Here is a 625-nt window from a genome sequence, read left to right as displayed (position 1 = left end):
CTCCTCGATCCGTGCGCGCACGAACATCCCCGGCAACAGCACGCGGCCCGGGTTCGGGAAGATCGCGCGAATCGTCACCGAGCCGGTGGTCTGGTCGACCGTCACGTCCGAGAACTGCAGCTTGCCGGGCTCCGAATAGGTCTTGCCGTCTTCCAGGATCAGCGACACTTTTGCCGCGCCCGGGCCGCTCGTCTTCAGCTTGCCGCTCTGTACGTCCTGGCGCAGCTTCAAGCCGTCGAGGCTCGACTGCGTGAGGTCGACATACACCGGGTCGAGTTGCTGCACCGTCGACATCAGCGTTGCCTGGCTCGCCTGCACGTACGCACCCGGCGTCACCTGCGAAATGCCGACGCGGCCCGAAACCGGCGACACGACATCGGTGTAGCCGAGGTTGATCTGTGCGGTATCGACCGCTGCCTTGCCGGCCGCGACGTCTGCCGCAGCCTGGCCTTGCGTGGCCACCGCGTTGTCGTAGTCCTGCTTGCTGACCGCGTTCGCGGCCACCAGCACCTTGTAGCGTGCGACCAGCGCGTTCTGCGTGACGAGGTTCGCCTGCGCCCGCGCAAGCGTCGCCTTTGCACTATTCAGCGCAGCGACGTACGGCGCCGGGTCGATCTTGTAGAGA

The 625-nt window shown here is 66.1% G+C and carries 1 protein-coding gene; it reads right to left on the bottom strand.

The features are described 5' to 3' along the window. On the bottom strand, window positions 1–625 hold a 625-nt coding region (locus JYJ84_RS37460), incomplete at both ends, for an efflux RND transporter periplasmic adaptor subunit (RefSeq protein WP_205190372.1).

This window comes from Burkholderia sp. LMG 13014, from assembly GCF_905232215.1.
Lineage (GTDB): Bacteria > Pseudomonadota > Gammaproteobacteria > Burkholderiales > Burkholderiaceae > Burkholderia.
This window is presented reverse-complemented; position numbering and strand designations above follow the sequence as displayed.